The 20,830-nt window shown below is 50.7% G+C and carries 13 protein-coding genes and 1 pseudogene; 5 read left to right on the top strand and 9 right to left on the bottom strand.

All coding sequences use genetic code 11. From position 1 onward, the window contains the following. Nucleotides 1–24: 24 nt before the first annotated feature. Complete coding sequence (locus tag O3661_RS04615; protein WP_107723485.1) at nucleotides 25–2,232, top strand: type I secretion system permease/ATPase; 2,208 nt, start codon at nucleotides 25–27, stop codon at nucleotides 2,230–2,232. A gap of 89 nt (nucleotides 2,233–2,321) precedes the next feature. Next, nucleotides 2,322–3,551, top strand: coding sequence for an HlyD family type I secretion periplasmic adaptor subunit (locus O3661_RS04620; RefSeq protein ID WP_107723486.1), 1,230 nt, complete (start codon nucleotides 2,322–2,324; stop codon nucleotides 3,549–3,551). A gap of 84 nt (nucleotides 3,552–3,635) precedes the next feature. On the opposite strand, the gene prfH is transcribed toward O3661_RS04620, so the two are convergent. The 5 genes and pseudogenes from prfH to pheA form a co-directional block, all read right to left on the bottom strand. After that, a complete protein-coding gene (gene prfH / locus O3661_RS04625; RefSeq protein ID WP_371492458.1) occupies nucleotides 3,636–4,274 on the bottom strand; it encodes a peptide chain release factor H in 639 nt (212 codons plus the stop codon). A 2-nt stretch (nucleotides 4,275–4,276) separates the two neighbouring features. Then, nucleotides 4,277–4,606, bottom strand: coding sequence for an RtcB family protein (locus O3661_RS04630; RefSeq protein ID WP_371492459.1), 330 nt, complete (start codon nucleotides 4,604–4,606; stop codon nucleotides 4,277–4,279). Nucleotides 4,607–4,693: 87 nt separating this feature from the next. After that, nucleotides 4,694–4,966 carry a GNAT family N-acetyltransferase gene (locus O3661_RS04635; protein WP_371492460.1) on the bottom strand — a complete coding sequence of 91 codons (273 nt, stop codon included), beginning with the start codon at nucleotides 4,964–4,966 and terminating at the stop codon, nucleotides 4,694–4,696. Nucleotides 4,967–5,048: 82 nt separating this feature from the next. Beyond that, nucleotides 5,049–5,729, bottom strand: a pseudogene (locus O3661_RS04640) (RNA ligase RtcB family protein); the annotation flags it as partial. Between the two features lie 397 nt (nucleotides 5,730–6,126). Next, on the bottom strand, nucleotides 6,127–7,215 hold the full coding sequence (pheA, locus tag O3661_RS04645) for a prephenate dehydratase (protein ID WP_107857225.1): 1,089 nt from the start codon (nucleotides 7,213–7,215) through the stop codon (nucleotides 6,127–6,129). Nucleotides 7,216–7,386: 171 nt separating this feature from the next. On the opposite strand from pheA, the gene tsaE reads away from it, so the two are divergent. Continuing rightward, entirely contained in the window at nucleotides 7,387–7,857 is a 471-nt protein-coding gene (tsaE, locus tag O3661_RS04650) for a tRNA (adenosine(37)-N6)-threonylcarbamoyltransferase complex ATPase subunit type 1 TsaE (RefSeq protein ID WP_063076419.1), read from the top strand. Further along, a complete protein-coding gene (locus O3661_RS04655) occupies nucleotides 7,845–9,092 on the top strand; it encodes an N-acetylmuramoyl-L-alanine amidase (protein WP_371492461.1) in 1,248 nt (415 codons plus the stop codon). The genes tsaE and O3661_RS04655 overlap by 13 nt, the downstream gene beginning before the upstream one ends. Before the next feature lie 65 nt (nucleotides 9,093–9,157). On the opposite strand, the gene O3661_RS04660 is transcribed toward O3661_RS04655, so the two are convergent. Next, complete coding sequence (locus O3661_RS04660) at nucleotides 9,158–9,769, bottom strand: DUF4230 domain-containing protein (RefSeq protein WP_371492462.1); 612 nt, start codon at nucleotides 9,767–9,769, stop codon at nucleotides 9,158–9,160. 189 nt (nucleotides 9,770–9,958) lie between these two features. Here O3661_RS04660 and ribBA point away from each other — a divergent pair, with 189 nt between their 5' ends. After that, a complete protein-coding gene (gene ribBA, locus O3661_RS04665) occupies nucleotides 9,959–11,299 on the top strand; it encodes a bifunctional 3,4-dihydroxy-2-butanone-4-phosphate synthase/GTP cyclohydrolase II (protein WP_371492463.1) in 1,341 nt (446 codons plus the stop codon). A 153-nt stretch (nucleotides 11,300–11,452) separates the two neighbouring features. Here the strand turns inward: ribBA and O3661_RS04670 are convergent, their stop codons facing one another. The 3 genes from O3661_RS04670 to glgB all read right to left on the bottom strand — a co-directional run bounded on the left by O3661_RS04670 (nucleotide 11,453) and on the right by glgB (nucleotide 20,651). Then, nucleotides 11,453–13,933 carry a glycogen/starch/alpha-glucan phosphorylase gene (locus tag O3661_RS04670; protein ID WP_371492464.1) on the bottom strand — a complete coding sequence of 827 codons (2,481 nt, stop codon included), beginning with the start codon at nucleotides 13,931–13,933 and terminating at the stop codon, nucleotides 11,453–11,455. Nucleotides 13,934–14,246: 313 nt separating this feature from the next. Next, nucleotides 14,247–16,232 carry a glycogen debranching protein GlgX gene (gene glgX / locus O3661_RS04675; protein ID WP_371492465.1) on the bottom strand — a complete coding sequence of 662 codons (1,986 nt, stop codon included), beginning with the start codon at nucleotides 16,230–16,232 and terminating at the stop codon, nucleotides 14,247–14,249. A 132-nt stretch (nucleotides 16,233–16,364) separates the two neighbouring features. Then, nucleotides 16,365–20,651: a 1,4-alpha-glucan branching protein GlgB gene (gene glgB, locus O3661_RS04680; RefSeq protein ID WP_371492466.1), complete on the bottom strand. Its 4,287-nt coding sequence runs from the start codon at nucleotides 20,649–20,651 to the stop codon at nucleotides 16,365–16,367. Between the last annotated feature and the right edge of the window lie 179 nt (nucleotides 20,652–20,830).

The raw sequence follows: 20,830 nt of genomic DNA on the forward strand, positions 1-20,830 counted from the left end.
ACCAAAAACATTACGCGAAAAAATATGAAAGCCATCATTGAACACATCGTTTTAGTGACCCGCCTTTTGGGTGCGCCCGTATCCGAAGCCGCTTTGTCCGCCGAAGTCGTACGCGACAAAAAGCTCAAGGTCAACTATCACTCACTGGTCGAAGTCCTGCGCAGCCACGGCTTTGAAAACACCTTATCCAAACGCAATCTGGAAGACATCCCCTCGCTCGCCGTGCCGGTCATGATTATCCTGCACAACGAAGAGGCGGCAGTTATCACCCAAATCGAAGGCTCCGGCCAAGAGCGCAAATACCATATCCGCCAAGTCGACGGTTTGGAACAGGAACTCAGCCACGAGCAGCTCTCCGGCCTGTATTTGGGCTACTGCTGGTTTATCAAACCCAAAATGGCTACCGATATGCGCTCGGAGCTGCCTGAATACCATTTGCCCAAAGCATGGTTTTGGAAAGTCATTTGGCGTTTCCGCAGCTACTACTACCAAGTCATCTTGGCCACCATCATCATCAACTTCCTTGCGCTCGTCAGCTCCCTGTATGTGATGAACGTGTACGACCGCGTTATTCCCAACCAAGCCTATGAAACCTTGTGGGTATTGAGCATCGGCGTGGTCTTGGCGATTTTGTTTGAGTTTGCCGCCAAGATGATTCGCGGTCATTTGACCGATATTGCCGGTAAAAAAGCCGACCTGATCATCAGCTCCGCCCTGTTCCGCCGAGTGATGGCATTGCGTCTGGCAGACCGTCCTGCTTCTTCCGGTTCATACGCCAGTAATTTGCGCGAATTTGAAGCCGTGCGCGAGTTCATGACCAGTGCCAGCTTGTTGACCATTGTCGACTTGCCTTTCCTGTTGCTGTTTATCTTCGTAATTTCCATGGTTGGCGGCAAACTGGCACTCGTTCCCCTGACCATCATTCCGATTGTCGTGATTGTCGGTTTTGTCGTACAACGCCCGCTCTCTCGCCACATCAATGAATCGATGAAAGAAGGTTCGCAACGCTCCGGCCTTGCCGTTGAAGCCATCGAAGGCATCGAAACCCTGAAAACCAACAACGCCACATCTTGGGCGCAACAACGTTGGGATGAATACACCGCCAAAACTTCTGCTTCTTCCATCAAAGTCAAGGACACCAGCAACTTCATGGTCAACTTCGCCGTTGCCATGCAGCAGCTCAATACCGTCTTCTTGGTCGTCGTCGGTACCTATTTGATTCACGCCGACAACCATGCGGAACGCATCACCATGGGTGCATTGATTGCCTCCGTGATTCTGTCCGGCCGCGCTTTGGCGCCGTTGGCACAAATCGCCGGTTTGGCTACCCGCTTCCAGCAGGCCAAACTTGCCCTCAAAGGCGTAAACGACATCGTTACCCGACCTATCGAGCGCAATCCGGAACGCAAATACATTACTTTGGACAACGTTCAAGGCAATATTACCTTTGAAAACGTATCGTTCAAATATCAAGCTGACAACAACAGCGCCGTCGAAGATTTGCACCTGACCATCAAACCGGGGGAAAAAGTCGGCATTTTGGGCCGTATCGGCAGCGGTAAAAGCACCATGCTCAAACTGGCCAGCGGCCTGTACGATACCGAAAAAGGCAACGTTACCCTTGACGGCGTCGATATGCGCCAGCTTGACCCCAACTTCCTGCGCGACCAAGTCCTACTTTTGAGCCAATCGCCACGCCTGTTCCTCGGCACATTACGCGAAAACATGGACTTGGCACGTACCGGCAGTTATTCTACCGACCAAGACCTGCTGATTGCGCTCAACCGCTTCGGCCTTGACAAAATCATCCGCAACCATCCGCGCGGTTTGGATATGCCTTTGGGTGAAGACGGCTTGGGCTTGTCCGGCGGTCAAAAACAAATCATCGCCCTGGCGCGCATGACCTTGCGCAATCCGAAAGTCGTCCTGCTGGACGAGCCAACCACCAGCCTGGACCAAGCTACTGAACGCATGGCGCTCAATGCCATCGCCCAATGGGGTCGCAACCGCACCATGCTTTTGGTAACCCACCGTCCGCAAGTGCTGCAAATCGTCAACCGCATCATTGTCATGGACAATGGTAAAGTCGTAATGGACGGCCCGCGTGACCTGGTATTGCAAAAACTCATGCAAAACGAACAGGCCAAAGCAGCTAACGTCAAACAACAGCAACAAGCTGTCAACGCCAAACAGCAACAACAAGCCGCCGCCCCTCAATCGGCAGCACAATAAAGCAAAAGGCCGTCTGAAAACCTACTTACCCTTTCAGACGGCCTGCCCTAATGGTTAAAATCCACCAAACACAATAAAGACACACGATTATGAGCCGCGAAAACAACGTCAAATCCAAAGACCTACACCTCATCAACGACCTCAACGCCGCCCTTCAAAAAGAAAAACACAGCGGTCAATTTTGGGTCATCATCCTTTTCTTCATTTTCCTGGTTGTCTTCGTTATTTGGGCTTACAACAGCCCGGTCGAAGAAGTGACCCGCGGCAACGGCAATATCATTCCCAGTAGCCGTGAGCAAGTGATTCAAAGCCTCGACCCCGGCATCGTAACCGAAATCATGGTTAAAGAAGGCGATATGGTCGAGAAAGATCAGATTCTGATGAAACTCGACGACACGCGCAGCTCCGCCGTTTTGCGTGAAAGCGAAGCCAAAGTCGAAAACCTCGAAGCCACTGTTGCCCGCCTTAAAGCCGAAGCCTACGGCACCAAGCTCTCCTTCCCTGACAGCGTGGGTCCCGAGCTTCGCCGTCGCGAAATCGCCGCCTACAAAGCACGCCGTCAAGCCATGACCGACGCCGTCAGCGGCCTTTCCCAAAGCAAGGCTGCGCTTGACCGCGAAATCGCTATTACCGCCCCCATGGTTGCCGAAGGTGTGGTTTCCGAAGTCGAACTCTTAAGAATGCGCCGTGAGTCTGCCGACTTGGCCACTCAAATTTCCGAGCGCCGCAACCGCTACAAAGCCGATGCCAACAACGAACTTTTGCAAGCCGAATCCGAGCTGGCGCAATCCAAAGAAAACGTTGCCATGCGCGCCGACCCGGTTGAACGCTCGCAAATCCGCGCACCTATGCGCGGTATCGTCAAAGGCATAAAAGTCACCACCATCGGCGGCGTTGTGAACGCAGGCGAAGACATCATGCAAATTGTCCCGGTTGACGACAAACTGCTGGTCGAAGCCTATATCCGCCCGCAAGACATTGCCTTTATCCGCGCAGGCCAACCTGCATTGGTTAAAGTCAGCGCATACGACTACTCCATCTACGGTGGCTTGGAAGGCAAAGTTACTCTTGTTGGCGCCGATACCGTCAGCAACTCCATGCAAAACCGTGCCAACGACCTGAAACTTGATCCGAACCAAGTCTATTACCGCGTTCTCGTCCAAACCGAAAACAACTCCCTGAAAGACAAAAACGGCAAACCTATGCCGATTATTCCGGGCATGGTTGCAACGGTGGACATCAAAACCGGCGAGAAAACCATCTTCCAATACCTGATCAAGCCGATTACGCGTATGAAACAAGCGTTAAGCGAACGCTAATCGATAAACCGATAAAAGGCCGTCTGAAAATTTTCAGACGGCCTTTGGTTTATGTTTTAAATACCTCCTTATTCAGCAGATAAATTATTTCTCCTTAAAAGCAGTACCGACAAACGTTCTTTTCGGATTGCCGCGCTCAACTTGATAGAGTTGCGCGTGCTGCTCCTGCGCAAAATTTCCAGCCTGTCCGGCATGATGTTTCGCCAGCTTTTGCGCCAATAACATTACCGCCAATTTTTTATTGGCATGCTGGCTGCGTTCGCTCTCGACCCGCACGGAAATGCCGCTTTCTTTATGGGTGGCGTGGACGGCACTCTCGGTTTTATTGACGTGTTGCCCGCCTTTACCGCCCGAACGGCAGGTTTGAAACTCGATTCCGTTTTCAGACGGCATTTCATACATCTGCGGCATATCGGGCAAGCGGAAAACGCCTATATACCAATTTTTGCGCGGATGTTTCGGGCGGACGGGGCTGGGGCATACCCATTGGAGCGTCCCCTGCCAAGTTTGCGCCAAACTTTCGGCTTTCTGCCCTTCCAACTTGAGCGTCGCCGACAAAATGCCGTGCTTATCGGCGGTTTCGGTAACAAGTTCGGCATCAATGCCTTTTGCTTGGGCTTCAGTAAGCAATTCGCCCAAGACGAAACGGGCAAATATACAGCACTCTGCCGGCCCTTGCGCGGTGGAAATTTGCAGATAAACCGCTGGTGTATTCTGTTTCATCTTTACGCTCCACACTCGCCGCCGGTTTTATAAGTCAAAACAGGTTTAAACCGCGCGACCAATTCAATCAAACCTACGTTTTTCATGGCAGCAATAACGCTGTCGATGCTTTTATAAGCCTGCGGCGCTTCTTCAAAAATCAAAGCTTTGTCCTGACAGACAACCACGCTGCCAAATTCGGTCTGGCGCAGGCTGTCGGCAGTATATTTGTGCGACAGCCTGCCTTTGCATTCGCCGCGCGAGCCGAGTATCATGATCAAGCCTTTATCGGTGGGCGTTGCGCCTTTTCGGTGCAGCCAACCGGTTGTGCCGTTAATCTCGGTTTGTTCCAAAAAATTATGATGGACATCAAGCAGGCATGTTCCTTTTTATGAAAAAACTGTGAATTTAAATATTTATTTATATGAATTAGTACTTTTTTATATTTTAACATCGTCGTATTCAGTACTTTTTTCGAATAAAGCAACAACATACGGACACGTTGGATGAATTTTTAAGTTTTCACCTCTTGCGAAGTCTGCTAATTTGTCCACTAATTGGCGCCCTACTCCTTGTCCGCGTATGCTTGAATCTACAAATGTATGATTCGCTTCAATCACTCCTTCTCCTTTAGAAGCGTATGTGATTTCCGCATCCATTTCTCCAGCTGCATTATAATGTCTAAACGCTTTTCCTTCATGAATAAATTCCATTTGAATATCCTCCTTAACGTTTCTATCCATAGTATACGACGTTTAATAGCAAAGACGTTTAATAGCAAATATCAAAAATACTGTCTGCGCGCCAACGGTCGAGCATTCTGGCCGCAATCAAACGGCGGTTAAGGCTGGCAAATTCCAAGGCTGCTTGGTGTTCGGCAAGGTAGGCTGCCGCCGCTTCGCCCTCTTCTGCCAAACCTTGATGCCCAAAGGCGGCAATATGGCGTTGCAAAATCTGCTGGCCCAATCCGCGCGAACCGCTATGCACCAACAGTTGCAAATGGTTTTCATCAAAATCTGTCGGAAGCAGATCGGCGCGATAAGCAGTATCAACGGTTTGCAACTCAGCAAAATGGTTGCCTCCGCCAATCGTACCTACGGCAAGGCCGTCTGAAAATTGGTGCATATCGACAGCGTCGCCTAACAAATCAACCTGTTCGTCTTTATCCAACGGCGTATCGATATTGCCCAGCTGTTTGGCGAGTTTGGCCGGTTTGAGTTTGGCTGCGCGTAAATCGGTCTGCCAAAACGCCATGCCGCAACCGATGTCATTCCCAATCAGGGCAGGATAAAAATGACGGTCGCTGAAAAATGCCGCGCCAACCGGATAACCGCGCCCTGCGTGTAAATCCGGCATTCCGGCAACGCGCAGCATATGCGGTAATCGGGCGGTGGTTTCGAGCTGTGCGACAGCATTGCCTTCAATCCATGTATTTGAATCGGCAATAATTTGAATATGATGGGGATAATTGCCCATGTGTTTATGCTTTCTTTAAAACGGATAGAAACCGACAACAGATGACAATAGGTATCCACCGTCTGCGAAATGTTCAGACGGCCTGGTTTCTAGCCGATAATCGTAGGGAAAGCAGCCCGAAGCGGGCGACATGGAATGCGAAAAGCGTTATCCGAAAATCAGACCGACGCTTGGGCTGCAAAGAATGTGATTGAGCGGATTGAAGTATTGCGTGTCATGGCTTGCTCCTTTCTTTGCATGAAAATATTAAAAACGTTCGGATTATAGAGTGTTCATTTCCAATCATGCAAACTTACTGACATCAATCTGCCAATAATGTTGCATAAATGGCAACTATTGAGAACATAATTTAAGCCGTCTGAAAACTTTTCAGACGGCCTTTGATACCTAATAATCCTTACAAAACAACGGTCGGATAAGAACCGACAACTTTCACGAAGGAAGCGCGTTCGCCCAAAAGCTGCAAGGCTTTTTGGACATTTTCATCGCTTTGGTGGCCTTCGATATCGATGAAGAACAGGTATTCCCACAAAACCGATTTACTTGGGCGGCTTTCAAATTTGGTCATGGAAATGCCCAACTCGGTGAAAGGTTGCAACAACGAAGTAACGGCACCGGCACGGTTGGGTGCGGAGACGACCAAAGAGGTTTTGTCGTTGCCGCTGCGGCCGGTTTCTTGATGACCCATCACCAAGAAGCGCGTGGTGTTGTTCGGTTCGTCTTCGATACACTCGGCGGCAAAGCTCAACTGATAAATTTCCGCGGCGATACGTCCGGCAATAGCGGCTACATTCGGACTGTCAGATTCGGCAACCAGACGCGCTGCTTCTGCATTGCTGGCTACGGCAATACGCTCGGCATTAGGCAGGTTGCGGCCGAGCCAGTCGTTGCATTGCGCTAAGGCTTGGGCATGAGCGAAAACTTTGGTAACGCCGCCGATTTCATGGCTGTCTTTACGCAACAAGTTGTGATGGATGCGGACAACCACTTCGCCGCAGGCTTTCAACGCAGTTACTGCCAGCAAGTCCAAAGTCCGCCCTACCGAACCTTCGGTCGAATTTTCTACCGGCGCCACCAAATAATCGGCTTGGCGCGTTTCAACTTGTTTGAAGCAGTTGTCGATGGTGGTACACGCCATGGTGTGTGCGGCGTGGCCGAAATGTTTGATAGCGGCTTGCTGGGTAAATGTCCCCTTTGGGCCCAAATAGGCAATCGTCAGCGGACGCTCTACCGCCAAGCATTCGCTCATAATCTCGCGAAACAGCCGAGTAACTGATTCATCCGGCAAAGGGCCGCGGTTCAAATCCTGAATCCGGCGCAAAACGGCCACTTCCCGTTCAGGACGGTACACCGCGCCTGTCCCTTTCAATTCACCGATAGCATGCGCATGACCGGCGCGCTCGTTGAGCAAACGGAGGATTTCCGCATCGATGCTGTCGATGGCATTGCGGTGCGGCAATAATTGTTCGTCTATGGATAAAGGCATAAGCTGTCTCGCAATTTTGTGAGGGATATTTTCATTTTAACATTAAAGGCCGTCTGAATTCTGTTTTCAGACGGCCTCAACACTATCTTTATCTAACTTTATCGTCTATCAGGTTTGCAAACGCCGCCAATTCCATCATAATTAAGCCTTTTGAACAACAAGGCCTATTCCATGCACTCAAACGGACTTTACACCCGTTTTCTGCCCGATGAAGAAGCAACCCTGAAACTGGGTGAAGAATGGAGCAAGCAACTCTCCGCTCCGCTGACCATCTATCTTGAAGGCGGATTGGGTGCAGGCAAAACCACGCTGACACGCGGGATTTTGCGCGGACTGGGGCATACGGGCGCAGTCAAAAGCCCGACTTACACCATTGTCGAATCTTATCCGCTGGATACATTCACCCTCCACCATTTCGACCTCTACCGCTTTACCATGCCCGAGGAATGGGAAGATGCCGGTTTGGACGAATTGTTTGCGCCCGACAGCATCTGCCTCATCGAATGGCCGCAGCAAGGTGGAGAATTCACGCCTCCGGCAGACATTACCATTACGTTGACATACACCGATAAGGGCAGAACCTGCACCTTTTCCGCCCACACAAACCAAGGCCGAAAAAGTTTAGAATCATGGTCAAATTAACTAGAAGACACATTCTCCGTCAAGGCACAGGACTATTTCTTACCCTCACGCCCGTTGGTGCCGCATTGGCCAAACCGGCCTCTCCTGCGCAATTCCTTGCCGTCCGCATTTGGCCGGCGAACGCCTACACACGCGTTACCCTTGAGAGCAACCACTCGATGAAATACCAACATTTTATGTTGGACAACCCCAGCCGGTTGGTCGTGGATATTCAAGGTGCGGAAATTAACAGCGTCCTGCAAGGTATTTCCAGCAAAGTGCTGTCTAACGACCCTTTTATCCGCAGCATTCGTGCCGGTCAAAATACGCCCAATACCGTGCGTATCGTCATCGACCTCAAACAAAGCACCCATCCGCAAGTCTTTGCACTCGCCCCCGTCGGCAACTTCAGAAACCGCTTGGTTATCGACCTCTATCCGCACGGCGCAGATGCCAACGACCCGATGATGGCCTTGCTCAACGGCAATGTTCCCAAACAACGTCAAAATACCAATATCGCATACGACACCCCTGCGCCTAAAAGCAACCGCGGCAGCGGCGGTAACCGCCGTCCCGTAATTATGATCGACCCCGGTCACGGTGGCGAAGACCCCGGCGCAATCGGCCCGAGCGGCCTCAAAGAAAAAAACGTCGTACTCTCCATTGCACGCGAAACCAAAAAACGCCTCGAAGCCTTGGGTTACAACGTATTCATGACGCGCAACGAAGACATCTTTATCCCATTGGGCGTACGCGTTGCCAAAGGCCGTGCACGCAATGCCGACGTATTCGTGTCCATCCACGCCGATGCCTTTACCAGCCCGTCCGCACGCGGTACCGGCGTATATATGCTCAATACCAAAGGCGCGACCAGCTCGGCGGCAAAATTCCTTGCCCAAACCCAAAACAACGCCGACGCCATCGGCGGCGTACAAACCAGCGGCAACCCCAATGTCGACAACGCCATTTTGGACATGACCCAAACCGCGACCCTGCGCGACAGCCGCAAGCTCGGCCATTCCGTCTTGACCGAATTGGGCAAACTCAACCAACTGCACAAAGGCCGCGTTGACGAGGCCAACTTTGCTGTCCTCCGTGCGCCGGATGTTCCGTCCATTTTGGTGGAAACCGCCTTCCTCTCCAACCCTACCGAAGAGCGGCTGCTCGGCAGCGAATCCTTCCGCCAACAATGCGCCCAAGCCATTGCCACCGGTATTCAAAAATACATCAATACCGCCGTTTTACGCCGCGGTTAATGGCTATAAGAAACAAAGGCCGTCTGAAAATTTTTCAGACAGCCTTATCTTTTCAAGCAATCTATTTAACCACATTTCCCTAACGCAGCTGGATAGACGGACACCTTCGTCTGCGTCAATGCAAATAAGTTTTCCAACTGCGCTTGTGCCTGACGGTTGGCATGTTCCAAAATCTCAGCCTTACACGCGCTTTGCAATACCTGCCGTTTTGCCTCTTCCTGCACCGTCTTGAATACAGACTTATCCATAGGCAGCAAATTAAACGAGCCGGTCTGAATATCGTACACTTCGATATTTTCCAAATCCACGCTCAAGATTTCCACCGCCGGCAGGCTGATCAATACCTTGTCGTCCACAATATTGACATTGTCCGCGCCTAACTTGTCCAAATCCAAACCGGCCAACACCTTACCGCGCACAATAAAAATACCGCTTTGCGAATCCTGCCACAGCCTGCGCCAATCCCCTTTTTTCTCCGTACGGATAATCGTATCGATATAAAATGCCGTACTTTCCAAGCGGTTCATCTGCTTAATCTGCATCAAAACCCCCTCACGGGACAAAACCTGATGTTCTTCGTTCTGACCATGCAGGGCATAAAACCAGCCGCCCGCAGCCGTCAGCGCACACAACACCAGCACGACCAATCCGCGCCCAAGCATTTTCATTTCAAACATCTCCCGTTAAAATAATCATCAAAACATTCCCCATATTCTCCCAAAACCGTCAATTTCAAGCCATACCCAGACCGTCTGAAATAATAAATTTCATTACCAAAAAGTAATAAAAAATCTCAACAAACAAAGTTTGCCTTTTGGTAAAGACAAGACTACAATCCATTACACACAATTCAATTTCATCTCATCATGAATACCACCGACCTGCGCCGCCACAACCTGCGGCAATGGATAACACAACACCACAACGGCCAGCAGACCAAGTTTGCCCAAGCCATCGCCATCAACCAAGGCGAGCTGTCCGCCCTGCTGAAAAACAAATCTTTCGGCGAGAAAAAAGCCCGAAAAATCGAGCAGGCAGCCAATATGCCTGACATGTGGCTGGATCAAGACCACCAAGACCGCCACGCCCCCACCATCAGCCAAGAAAGAAATACCATGTCCCACATCTCCACCATTCCCGAAATCCTAGCAGACATCAAAGCCGGCAAAATGGTCATCATCACCGATGCCGAAGACCGCGAAAACGAAGGCGACTTGCTGATGGCCGCCCAATTCGTTACCCCCGAAGCCATCAACTTCATGATCAAAAACGCACGCGGCCTGGTTTGCCTACCGATGGATGGCGAAATGGTCGAAAAACTCGGCCTGCCCATGATGACCCAGAAAAACGGCGCGCAATACGGCACCAACTTTACCGTCTCCATTGAAGCCGCCTACGGAATTACCACCGGCATTTCCGCCGCCGACCGCGCCCTGACCATTCAAACCGCCGTTTCCCCATCCGCCAAACCCGAAGACATCGTCCAACCCGGCCACATCTTCCCACTGCGCGCCCAAAAAGGCGGCGTACTCGTCCGCGCCGGACACACAGAAGCCGGCGTCGATCTGGCACAAATGAACGGTCTGATTCCCGCCGCCGTCATCTGCGAAATCATCAACGACGACGGCACCATGGCGCGTATGCCCGAACTGATGAAGTTTGCCGAAGAGCACAACCTCAAAATCGGCACCATTACCGACCTCATCGAATACCGCAGCCGTACCGAAAGCCTGCTCGAAGACATGGGCAACGCACCCGTACAAACCCCGTGGGGCGAGTTCCAACAACACGTTTACGTCGACAAACTCTCCGGCGAAACCCACCTCGCCCTTGTCAAAGGCACACCCTCCGCCGAAGAAGAAACCCTCGTCCGCGTCCATGAACCCTTCAGCGTCATGGACTTCATCCAAGCCAACCCGCGCCATTCATGGTCGCTGCCCAAAGCCCTTGAGCGCATCCAACAAGCCGAAAGCGGCGTAGTCATCCTCCTGCACCGTACCGAAGACGGCGCCACCCTGCTCGACCGCACCCTGCCCAAAGGCGCAAACCAAGCCTACAAATGGGACAGCAAAAGCTACGGCATAGGCGCACAAATCCTCGCCGGCCTCAACGTCAAAAAACTGCGCGTCCTCGGCCAGCCATCATCCTTTACCGGCCTCACCGGCTTCGGCCTCGAAGTCGTCGGCTTTGAAGAAGCTGAAAAATAATCTTGCTTGATTGATTATCAAAGCAAATAAAACAAAAGGCCGTCTGAAAGTTTTCAGACGGCCTCTTAAGTTTGTTATCCAATTCCAAAACAGCGAATATAAAAAAGCCAATACACCTTCCCGATGTATCGGCTTTCGCTATCTGCTCAACGCTTAATTTTTGCTGGGCAATTCTTTTTCGCTCAATGGTTTGATGTACCAAATATCGCGGCAGTAGTCGGCGATGGAGCGGTCGGATGAGAAGAAGCCCATGTTGGCGATATTGATCAAGGCTGATTTGCGCCATGCGGATACGTTGCGGTAGTGTTCGTCCGCTTTGTATTGCGTGTCGATGTAGCTGCGGAAATCGGCCATCAGTTGATAGAAGTCGCCGTATGGTTGCAACACGTCGTTGTAGCGGTTTGGCTCTTCCGGAGAGAAAGTGCCTTGGCTGATTTGGTTAACGACGCGGCGCAGGTCGCTGTCTCGTTCGATATAGCTCAATGGGTCGTAACCGTTGCGGCGGAGTTCTTCGACTTGCTCGACGGTGTTACCGAAGATAAAGCAGTTGTCCGCGCCGACTTTTTCCAAAATTTCGACGTTCGCGCCGTCCAGCGTGCCCATGCAAAGCGCGCCGTTGAGGGCGAATTTCATGTTGCTGGTGCCGGATGCTTCCGTACCCGCCAGTGAGATTTGTTCGTGCAAATCGGCGGCCGGGATGATGATTTGGGCGAGGCTGACGCTGTAGTTCGGGATGAATACAACTTTAATCAGGTCGCGGATACGGGTGTCGTTGTTGATGACTTTGGCAACGTCGTTAATCAGTCGGATGATTTTCTTCGCCATGTAATAGGCGGAAGCGGCTTTACCGGCAAAGATGAACACGCGTGGCTGCCAATCGAAATCTGGGTTTTCCAGGATTTTGTTGTAGCGGTCGACGATGTGCATCACGTTCAATGCTTGACGTTTGTACTCGTGGATACGTTTGATTTGGATATCGAAAAGTGCATCGGTGTTAACTTTGATGCCCAGCTCGGTTTCGATGTATTTAGCAAGGCGCTCTTTGGCGGCTTTTTTCACTTCGCCGAATTCTGCCTGTACGGAGGCATCGTCCACTTTGTCGTTGAGCTTGGTCAGGTTATCCAAATGCAGACGCCAGTCTTCGTCGCCTAGATGTTTGTCCAAGAATTTGGTCAGGCCCGGGTTGGCGATGTTGATCCAGCGGCGCGGGGTTACGCCGTTGGTTACGTTGGTAAAGCGTTCCGGGAACACTTTGGCAAAGTCGGCAAAGATGGATGTGGTCATCAAATCGGAGTGGATTTTTGCTACGCCGTTGACTTTGTGCGAACCGATCACGGCAAGCCATGCCATGCGGACGCGACGGCCGTGGGTTTCGTCAATGATGGATACACGGCGGACAAAGTCATCGTCGAAGTTGCCGATGGCGCGCAAGGCATTGAGGAAGTAGGCATTGATTTCAAAGATGATGTCCAAGTGGCGCGGCAGCAGACGGCCCATCAGGTCAACCTGCCAAGTTTCCAAGGCTTCGCTCATCAATGTGTGGTTGGTGTAAGAGAAAATCTTACAGCACATATTCCATGCTTCAGTCCATGCGATGCCCTCTTCATCAATCAGGATGCGCATCAATTCAGGAATAGCGAGCACCGGATGGGTGTCGTTCAAATGGATGGCGACTTCGTCCGCCAAAGTGCGGATGCTTGGGAAACGGCATTTGTGGCGGGCAACAATGTCTTGAACGGAAGCGGAAACCAAGAAGTATTCTTGCTTCAGGCGCAATTCGCGGCCGGAATCGGTAGAGTCGTTCGGATACAGAACGCGTGAGATGTTTTCGTCACTGTTTTGTGCGCGAACGGCAGAGGCATAATCGCCTCGGTTGAAGTCGGCAAGGTCAAACAGGTTGCCTGCGTGTGCGGTCCACAAGCGCAATGGGTTGGCACATTCGCCGCCATAGCCAGGAATGATTTCATCGTATGCCCAAGCGGAAATTTCTTCGCTCGGCTGCCATTCTTTTTTGTCACCCAAGTTCAACACGTGACCGCCGAAACGGACGGAATATTGTTTGTTCGGACGGGCAAATTGCCATGCCAAATCTTGGTCGAGCCACAAATCGGGTTTTTCAACTTGTTGGCCATCCACGATTTCTTGTTTGAACATACCGTATTGGTAACGGATGCCGTAGCCCATGGCCGGAATGCGCAGGGTTGCCAAAGAGTCGAGGAAGCAGGCGGCCAGACGACCCAAACCGCCGTTACCCAAACCCGGATCTTCTTCTTGTTCGCAGACATCGGCAAATTCTTTGCCCAGTTGCTTGAAGGCTTCTTCAAATTCGGCGTAAACGCCTTCGTTAATCAGCGCGTTGACAAACGAACGGCCGAGCAGGAATTCCATAGACAGGTAATAAACCATGCGTTTGCTGTTGTCGATGTGGGCACGGCGTGTTTTGAGGAAATCCTCGGCAATCAGGTCACGTGCGGCCAACATGGCGGCATTGAGCCATTGGTGTGAAGTTGCTTCTTTAGGATCGACGCCCAAGATGAAAATCAACTTGTAAACAATGGACTTGCGGATGGTTTCTGCATCCGGTTTGGGCATAACGTAATCGTAGCCGGAGATGGGGAGTTTTTGCTTAGCCATGGAAGCCTTTCTTTAATTTGAGGCACTTGGACAACGCGCCTGATGGTTTATAGAAACAACGTCATTCAGTTTTCAGACGGCCTGAAGAAGTATAAATGCCGTCTGAAAAATTTATAGGTAGGTTTGTTTCAGGTTTGATACCGATTATAACTGAAAGATTCAAATCCGTATTATTTTTTCTTTATAAAACATTTAATTACAAATTAAACCACTCATCATCTCATCGGCATTTCTATTTATGCCATGCAAGCTTCGGCCTAACGGATACAGACAAAATATCAAAGAGTTAACAATATAACGGCTTGGTTTTTATTTAATTCGTTTTATGTAAAACCCAAATCCCCATGTGTTCGACAACACATTTCCCAGCCTCTTCGTAATTAAATTTCTCAGATGGTACGCAAGAAATTTCCCAATTGCCTTGAGGCAGGTTAAATAACTGACGACTACGTTTGGCATTGACCAACAGCAGCCATTCATCGTCCAAAACAACCTGAATCGCCTTGCTGCCCCTGTTGTGCCAACAATATTCGGTCATCTGGCTACCGTCCGCATTGAGCCATTGCACACGCTCTTTTTCCCACCAGCAATCATCTGTCAGCAGCTTGATTCGGCTGCGTACGCGTATCAGCGCTTGAGTGTAATTTTGCAACTCATGGGGCTCATTTTGCCAATCCAACCATGTAATCGGATTATCTTGGCAGTAGCTGTTGTTATTGCCTTGCTGACTGTTGCCGAACTCATCGCCCGCCAAAAGCATGGGCGTACCGTTGGATAAAAACAAGGAAGCAAGCAGCGCTTTGGAGGTGTATTCGCGGTTGAGCAACACCTCTTCATCATCGGTTTCACCTTCTACGCCGTGGTTGTAGCTGATGTTTTCATTATGCCCGTCGCGGTTGTTTTCGCCGTTGGCTTCGTTGTGTTTTTCGTTATAGCTGACCAAATCGCGCAAAGTGAAGCCGTCGTGTGCAGTAATGAAGTTGATGCTGGCGGACGGGTGGCGGCCACTGTGGTTGAAAATATCGGACGACCCGGCCAAGCGTTCGGCAAATGCGCCCAAATTGCCGCTTTCCCATGACCAAAACGTGCGCATATCATCGCGGAAACGGCCGTTCCATTCGGCAAAAGGTTGCGGGAAATTGCCCAAGTGATAGCCGCCCTCGCCGATGTCCCATGCTTCAACAATCAGCTTCAAACCGGCTAAAACCGGGTCTTGATACAGGACTTGGAAAAAACGGCCGTACGATTGGAAATCGGGTTCGCGTCCCAATACGGTTCCCAAATCGAAACGGAAGCCGTCGATATGAAACTCTTCAGCCCAATAGCGCAGGCTGTCTGCCGCCCAACGGGTAACGTCACGCCGGACGATATTGAGCGTATTGCCGCAACCCGACCAGTTTTCATAATTGCCGTAAGGGGTGTGCCAATACCATAAGGTGTTGTCGATACCGCGCTGACACAGCATCGGGCCTTTGTCGTCCTGCTCGGCCGTGTGGTTGTACACGACATCCAAAATCACTTCCAAACCAGCCTGATGCAGGGCTTTGACCGCTTGTTTAAACTCCGCTGCAGCACGCTCAGGATTATCGGCATAAGACGGCTCGACGGCAAAATGAGAATAAGTGTTGTAGCCCCAATAATTGCTCAAGCCCATCTGCTGAAGATGGTATTCGTCCAGATGATAATGAATCGGCAGCAGCTCGACCGTCGTCACCCCCAACTCTTGCAGATAGGCCAAAACCCGTTTATCACTCAAGGCTTTATAAGTGCCTGCATATTTCAAATCGGGGAACTGCTTGGTAAACCCTTTGACATGGGCTTCATAAATAACGGTTTTGCCCCACGGTATTTCCGGTCTGCAATCTTTGGCCCAATTAAATCGGCTGCGTCCGATCACGACGCTTTTCGGTGCAACGGTGGCATTGTCGCGTTCATCTTCCGGCCTGAACCATGCCATTTCTTCGGCGGTACGGTAGCTTGGTTTGCCGTCAATTTTTTTAGAATACGGGTCAATCAGCAATTTTTTGGGATTAAAACATGAGCCGTATTCTGCATTTTCACGTCCATACACGCGAAAACCGTATCGCTGCCCTGCCTTAACGTCCGGCACAAATCCATAAAATACCGAACCGCGCCGCGAAGGCATCTCCAAACGGGTTTCTTTATCCTTATCAAACAGACACAATTCGACCTTTTCAGCATTGATGGAAAACAAAGTGAAATTCGCACCCTTACTTGTCAGGGTCGCACCCATGGGATAAGGCTTACCTTCCTCGATATGCCATGATTTGGCAGTCATAGAATGATTCCTTGGTATGTATTTGGTTTCGTGTCCAATATAAGGCCGTCTGAAAATCTTTCAGACGGCCTTGATTCATATTTAATGTCACTATCTTTAATTTTCAGATGATTGGGCAGGCATAATGCCCATTCACGCTTCGTCTTTGACTGCCGCCTGATACAGGTAAACAGTTGCCAACGGCGGTACGGTAACAGACAGGGAATTTGGTTTGCCATGCGACCAAACTTCTTCTGTCTCCACTGTTGCGCCGGCAGAAACGCCGCTGCCTTTGTAATGCAGGTCGTCTGAATTGAGGATTTCGCGGTATTCGCCGGCAGAATTCACACCGAATCGATAGCCTTCGCGTACTACTGGCGTGAAGTTGCTGATCACGATAACGCGGTTGCCTTCGCGGTCGCGGCGCTCGAAGACGAATACGGAATTGTTGCCGTCGTCGGCGACCAGCCACTCAAAGCCTTCAGGCCATTGGTCTAATTGGTAAAGCGGCGCAGTGTCTTTATAGACATGGTTCAATTCGCGCACAAAGTCTTGTACGCCTTTGTGCCAGCCGCCTTCTTGCTCCAGCAAGAACCAATCCAGTCCTTCGTTGTAGTTCCACTCGCGACCTTGTGCAAACTCGCTGCCCATAAATAAGAGTTTTTTGCCGGGGAAGCCGTACATAAAGCCGTAGTAGGCGCGCAGGTTGGCGAATTGCTGCCAGCAATCGCCGGGCATACGTCCGAGCAGCGAACGTTTGCCGTGCACGACTTCATCGTGTGAGAGCGGCAGGACGAAGTTTTCGCTGTACTGGTACATCATGCCGAAAGTCATTTTGTTGTGGTGATATTTACGGTTGATGGGGTCTTCCATCATGTAACGCAAAGTATCGTTCATCCAGCCCATATTCCATTTGAAGCTGAAGTTCAAACCTTCTTGACGGGTTACATTGGCGAATGAAGTAGACTCTTCGGCAATTTCAGTCGCAGCTGGAACTTCCTCTTTCAACATGGTGTTGGTATCACGCAGGAAAGCGATGGCTTCAAGGTTTTCATGGCCGCCGTATTGGTTCGGAATCCACTCACCGTCTTTACGCGAGTAGTTGCGGTAAATCATCGAAGCAACGGCATCAACGCGGATACCATCGAAGCCGAAACGTTCTATCCAATACAGGGCGTTGCCTTGCAGGAAGTTTTTCACTTCGTTTCTGCCGAAGTTGTAAATCAGGGTGTTCCAGTCTTGGTGGTAGCCTTCGCGCGGATCGGCGTGTTCGTACAGCGCGGTGCCGTCAAACTTGGCCAGGCCGTGATCATCGGTTGGAAAGTGGCCGACCACCCAGTCGAGGATAACGCTGATGCCTGCGTCGTGCGCAGCTTTAATCAATGCGCGCAATTCTTCCGGCGAACCGAAACGGCTGGTCGGCGCATACAAACCGGTTGCCTGATAGCCCCATGAGCCGTCAAACGGATATTCGGAAACAGGCAGGAACTCAATATGGGTAAAGCCCATGTCTTTGACGTATGCGACCAATTCTTTGGCCAGCTCTTCGTAAGTCAGCCAGAAATTGTTTTCCGGATTGCGTTTCCACGAACCCAAATGCACTTCATAAATGCTGATAGGCGCATCAATGGCGTTGGCACGGGCGCGGAAAGCCGGTTCTTCCACTTCGTCAGGCAAACCGCGCACGATAGATGCCGTGGTCGGGCGCAGCTCCGCACCGAAAGCATACGGGTCGGCTTTTTCGCGTACATTACCGTTGGCATCGCGGATTTCAAATTTGTAGAGGGCATTGAGTTTGACGGCAGGAATAAAGATGTCCCAAATGCCGTTGTCGCGGTGGAAACGCATCACATGGCGGCGGCCGTCCCAGTTGTTGAACTCGCCGATAACGGAAACGCGTTGCGCATTGGGCGCCCAGACGGCAAAACGTACGCCCTTCACGCCGTCCAACTCGGCAAAATGCGCGCCTAAAGTCTCATAAGGACGCAGGTGTTTGCCTTCGGCCAACAGCCAGGAATCCATGTCTTGCAACGCAGAGCTGAAATGATAAGGGTCTTCTTCAATCACTGGCTTGGAATCTTCGGTATAACGGATACGCAAAGCGTAATCGGGCGCCTCATCGGGCAAAACAGCCACAAAGAAACCGCGTTCATCAATTTTTTCAGACGGCACGATGAGTTCGCCGCTGCGGCGGTTCACAATATCCACGCTTACTGCGCCGGGAATTAAAACGCGCACCACTTCATCGCCCTCTGCAAGGCGGTGTCGTCCCAGATAAGCGAACAAGTCGCTGTGGGTGGCAAGAAACAGGCTTTCGACCGTATCGAGCTCGATTTGGTCAAGTTCATGATAAGTCTTGATTTGGCTGTTTGTTTTCATGCGTACCTCGTCAATAATGGCAAGTTGGCCGCCCATGAGGCGGTGTTGTAGGAAATCTTCCAAAGAAACCGGCATTTTTTGCGCCCAGTTCGGATAGCCTTCGGTTACACCCGGGACATTCAGATTGTCGATGACGCCCAGCAGGTTTTCCAGTTGTACGGCGTAAAGCTTGCTGCGACTCAATGCGCCGTATTTGTGTAAAGCCGCCAGCAAGGTTTCATCGGCTTTTGCCGGCATTTGTACGTCTGCACCCAGACAGCCGGTTTCTTTCAATTTATCCAGCAAATCGGCTTTATCGTGTTCGCGTTCATCCAAGGCCGTCTGAAAAGCGGCTGCATCAGGCAAAGTACCGAGTTTGAACATCGTATCCAAATCTTTACCTGTCCAATAGCCCGCCAAGGGCGCAACATCGTGGGTACTGATGACCGTAATCGCCTGCTCGGGGTATTCTTCAGGTAATTGAAAACCGTTCCAGCCCTTGCTGAAATACATGACTTTGTAGGAGAACACTTGATAGCGGTTAAGCAGATAACGCGCTTGATCGGGTACCGTCCCCAAGTCCTCGCCGATGATGACGCAACGGTTGCGCTGGCTTTCCAATGCCAAAATGGCAAAAGTCACTTCGGCATCGTAATGCACATACGCGCCGAAATCTGCTGTTTTATCGTTTAAAACCCACCACAAACGACACAATGCCATCACATGGTCAATCCGCAATACGCCATACAGGCGCATGTTTTCGCGCAACAGATGGGCAAACTTTTCATAGCCCGTATGCTTCAACATCAACGGATTAAGCGGCGGCAAATTCCAATTCTGCCCTGTCGGCCCCAAAGGATCGGGCGGCGCACCGACCGATACGTCCATACAATAATCTTGACGGTTTAACCAAGTATCCGCGCTGCCTCGCGCCACGCCGACCGCCAAATCGCCGTAAATACCGAGTTTGACACCGTATTCGGCAGCGGCTTGGTTGACTTCTTGCAACTGCTCCGCGCAAAGCCATTGCAGCCACATATAAAAACGGATTTCCCGCTCATGGCTGCGCGCGAATTTTTCTACTGCTTCGCCATCAGGCTGATGCAATTCAGACGGCCATGACTGCCAACCCACTTGTCCAGGGCGGCTATAATACTGGTCCAAAGCCTCAAACAAACCGAAGCCTTGCAAAGCCTTGCCTTTTTCCGCAATAAATGCTTCAAATGCAGCGCGTTCATTTGCCGCAGTTTCGCAAGTATCTTGTTCAAACGCGTTAAACGCCATATGCAGCGCATCACGCTTACATGCCCAAACCGCCGTATAAGTCACCGTTTCCGTAACACGCAAAGCAGCGATGCGCTGACGGATTTTCGGTTGTGCCAGCCAGTTTTTCAGTTGTTCGTTATAAGTAAACGCACCGACCTTCTCAACATCCAAATAAATCGGATTGAGCCATTCGCGCGAAGAAGGGCTATACGGGCTGGCAAAGGCGGGCTTGCTGGTAAACAAGGCGTGCAAAGGGTTGATACCGACAAAATCCAGCTTTTTCTCCGCCGCGTATTTCATCAGGTTCAGCAAATCGGTAAAGTCGCCTATGCCCCAGTTACGCTCAGAACGCAGGCTGTACAAATGCATGGTCAAACCATTCATCCGTCCGCCATTGGCAAGCAGTTTAGGCTGATAAACCGATTCAGGCGCAACAATCAGGCGCACAAAGCAACTTTTGCCACCGGTCTCGGCCGACAAGGTGTAATAACCGCAAGCCAGTTGGGGCAGCTTAATCCAAAGCGTATCGTTGTCGCCCGGATACACAGTCAAGGTCTGACATTTATTTGCTTCATCAATCAATACGACCGCTTCCGCGCCATGAAATTCAGACGGCATCTGTAAAGATTCTTCGCCGTTTTCATGCGCAACCATCGTATCCAGATAAAGGCCGTCTGAATCCGGTTTGCTTTTATCCAAAACAGCAACAATCGATTCCAAAACTTCAGGTTTGGTCGCATGATATGTCCCGTTGATGTCGTGGTAGCCTAAATCAATACCGGCCTCTACAGCCTGCTGCTCCAATGTTTCACTCATTGCATTCTGCCTGTTTTACCAATATCTGAATCTTAATACAGATTTTATCGCACCGTTACATGTAATTCATTGTAGTCTCTAACAAAATCCATATTTCCCTGTTTGATTTGACCTGAGCCAAAATTTCCTATTTATCTGTCTTGTAAAAACTTAAAGGCCGTCTAAAAAGGAGGATTTCA

This window comes from Neisseria sp. 20925_1_37 (assembly GCF_041433255.1).
In the GTDB taxonomy this organism is placed as follows: Bacteria; Pseudomonadota; Gammaproteobacteria; order Burkholderiales; family Neisseriaceae; genus Neisseria; species Neisseria flavescens_D.

Bases quoted from the DNA above. Each gene is read 5' to 3' on its own strand.
- tsaE (WP_063076419.1), top strand. From the start codon at position 7,387: ATGCACTCAAACGGACTTTACACCCGTTTTCTGCCCGATGAAGAAGCA.
- glgX (WP_371492465.1), bottom strand. From the start codon at position 16,232: ATGACTGCCAAATCATGGCATATCGAGGAAGGTAAGCCTTATCCCATG.
- O3661_RS04660 (WP_371492462.1), bottom strand. From the start codon at position 9,769: ATGTTTGAAATGAAAATGCTTGGGCGCGGATTGGTCGTGCTGGTGTTG.
- O3661_RS04655 (WP_371492461.1), top strand. From the start codon at position 7,845: ATGGTCAAATTAACTAGAAGACACATTCTCCGTCAAGGCACAGGACTA.
- glgB (WP_371492466.1), bottom strand. From the start codon at position 20,651: ATGAGTGAAACATTGGAGCAGCAGGCTGTAGAGGCCGGTATTGATTTA.
- O3661_RS04635 (WP_371492460.1), bottom strand. From the start codon at position 4,966: ATGGAATTTATTCATGAAGGAAAAGCGTTTAGACATTATAATGCAGCT.
- prfH (WP_371492458.1), bottom strand. From the start codon at position 4,274: ATGAAACAGAATACACCAGCGGTTTATCTGCAAATTTCCACCGCGCAA.
- O3661_RS04670 (WP_371492464.1), bottom strand. From the start codon at position 13,933: ATGGCTAAGCAAAAACTCCCCATCTCCGGCTACGATTACGTTATGCCC.
- O3661_RS04615 (WP_107723485.1), top strand. From the start codon at position 25: ATGAAAGCCATCATTGAACACATCGTTTTAGTGACCCGCCTTTTGGGT.
- O3661_RS04620 (WP_107723486.1), top strand. From the start codon at position 2,322: ATGAGCCGCGAAAACAACGTCAAATCCAAAGACCTACACCTCATCAAC.
- pheA (WP_107857225.1), bottom strand. From the start codon at position 7,215: ATGCCTTTATCCATAGACGAACAATTATTGCCGCACCGCAATGCCATC.
- ribBA (WP_371492463.1), top strand. From the start codon at position 9,959: ATGAATACCACCGACCTGCGCCGCCACAACCTGCGGCAATGGATAACA.